This is a genomic window from Funiculus sociatus GB2-C1 (assembly GCF_039962115.1).
GTDB lineage: Bacteria > Cyanobacteriota > Cyanobacteriia > Cyanobacteriales > FACHB-T130 > Funiculus > Funiculus sociatus.
This window is the reverse complement of sequence record NZ_JAMPKJ010000141.1, coordinates 1-2,143: the sequence shown is the minus strand read 5'-3', so window position 1 is coordinate 2,143 and position 2,143 is coordinate 1. Positions and strand designations below refer to the sequence as shown.

The 2,143-nt window shown below is 42.6% G+C and carries 2 protein-coding genes and 1 pseudogene; all 3 read right to left on the bottom strand.

All coding sequences use genetic code 11. The features are described from left to right. Positions 1–341: 341 nt before the first annotated feature. The gene (locus tag NDI42_RS28835; RefSeq protein WP_190450543.1) at positions 342–692 is read right to left on the bottom strand and encodes an HNH endonuclease; all 351 of its coding nucleotides are present in this window, start codon (positions 690–692) and stop codon (positions 342–344) included. Between the two features lie 226 nt (positions 693–918). After that, a pseudogene (locus NDI42_RS28830) lies at positions 919–1,608 on the bottom strand (IS1 family transposase); the annotation flags it as partial. A 232-nt stretch (positions 1,609–1,840) separates the two neighbouring features. Further along, positions 1,841–2,143: transposase (locus NDI42_RS28825; RefSeq protein ID WP_190450540.1), on the bottom strand; the 303-nt coding region annotated here is incomplete at its 5' end.

The window sequence follows — 2,143 nt, the reverse complement described above, 5'->3', positions numbered from 1 at the left end:
CACCAGACTTCAATAAGATTGAGCAATGCTGGTCTTGGCTCAAAAGTCGGATTCGCAAGCAACTCGCTCAGTTTGATTGTCTACGCGATGCGATGGAGTATGTTCTGCACCTAGCGTCCTAACTACCCTGGCGGTTGCTATACCAGTCTGTTACGCACGTATTGCAGGTAGTAACGCACTACTATCGTAGTGGGAATTTCAAGCTGCTGGACTGTATCCGTTCTTTCTATCCTTGTAAGACTTCACTTGCTGACTGCCTTGTTGTACTGCTATCTTCTAACTGCCCTGTTACACTTGGCACGGTTAGCAAGAAATTGAAGAGAATCGCTGCTCCCAATCGCTTACCCAAAATAGGCAAATCCCTTCAAGCGATTGGGCAGAAACGTCCCCGACTTGACGCTATATCTGTTTAAAATTCGCTGCAACCGCTCCTTTCTGTAACAAGGCAGCGAGACTGTGTACCAGTCTGTTAGATTTTTAGAACCTTTGCTACTGTTGCATTTGGCACAGGCTGGCACTAGGTTGAACCATGAATTGACACCGCCTTTTGAAGAAGCTAGTACATGGTCTAGGGTTAGGCGTTTAGACTTGGAACCACAGTAGGCACAGCAATGGTTAAACTCTAATTTAATCGCCTCTTTTACTTTAGCTTTTACGTTCTTGTGCCTAATAGGGTCGAAAATTTGTTGCATTCGGCAATCCGATTTAGTCAATTAGAAAAAACTTGATATTCTTACAAATATGCGTTGCGATCGCTCTTTTTAAGCAGGCCATAAGTGCCAAACCCTTGTTCTGGCTCCTCTAATCGCTTCAACAGCGCATTTTCTGCCCATTGTGGAATCTTACGCACTCCCCAGATGATTTCTTGATTTCCAACATCGATTCTATTCCACCGTTACGATACATCGATAGGTAGTGCTAAACAGGTAAGGATGCATTGTAGTGGTGAACGAAGTACCAAATTGCCCCGATATGGTTCTCTAACTTCTTAGAAAACGATAACGTTTTCCTGACTAATCGCGATACTCGAGCTTCGCAAAGTGCAGTTAAACCGCTCAATATAACTGGTCTTGCCACTGTCTTTACCCACACTTTGATGTCGCTTACTTGGAAATATCTGATCATGAGCTGACCAAAAATCGGTGTAAGCAACCGCGCATCGATACACTGCTGGCAACGCCTCCCATAAGCCTTGTGCACCATCTCGACTCCTTTGGCCTACATACACCCCAACAATTTCTCGTGTTTCTACGTCGAGTGCTAGCCAAATCCACTGCTTGTTGCCAATGCTCCCCACAAACGACCACATCTGATCACACTGAATGGTTAAACGCCCCTTTTTTTAGCCCGTACTTTCACTTGACGGGGTACGTTCTGATATTTTGCATTGACATAATTTTGAAGCCAAGGCTCTGAAACACCAGCAACTCTGGCAATCCTAGAAGAGGGAATCTTCTCCAACAGCAGTTTATCGATTAAGGTTTTGGTCGCCTGGTCAATGATTTTGTTCTGGGGGTCTTGCACAAACTGTCTACCACACTCACGGCATCTAAAGTTCTGTTTACCGTTATGGATTTTGCCGTTCTTGACGACATCAGGACTTACGCAACTGGCATTGCGAGCGCCATTTAATAGTACGGATGTATTATTTACAGTAAACCGCCAAAGAGGCTCTTACTCAAATTAGTAATAGTAATTGATAGCGTGAGGATGTCTTTAACATTTTATGAGAAAATAGGAGTGTAGGGCATCAGAATCATAAGAAAATAATGAAATTTACTAAACTTAACTATTGCCAATACTTGCTGACTAGTCAAATTAATTATAGCAATTCTCGCACTCATGAGGTACAGTAACAACAACGAGTAAACCAGTTACGGATATTTTCCTGAGTCACCTCAAGCATGGCGTTGGCAATGGCATCAATTAAATCTTTATATGTTCTTGCTGCTGTCTTTCTCAAGATAGATTTAACTTTTGACCAAAAATTCTCAATTGGGGAAAACTCAGGAGAGTAAGGAGATAAATACAGGAGTTTTGCTCCGGCTTTTTCTATAAATTCTCTTACCATCTCTCCTTGATGGATTTTGGCATTATCCATAACAACACAAGCATCCTTCCAAAGTTTAGGGATTAATTCCTG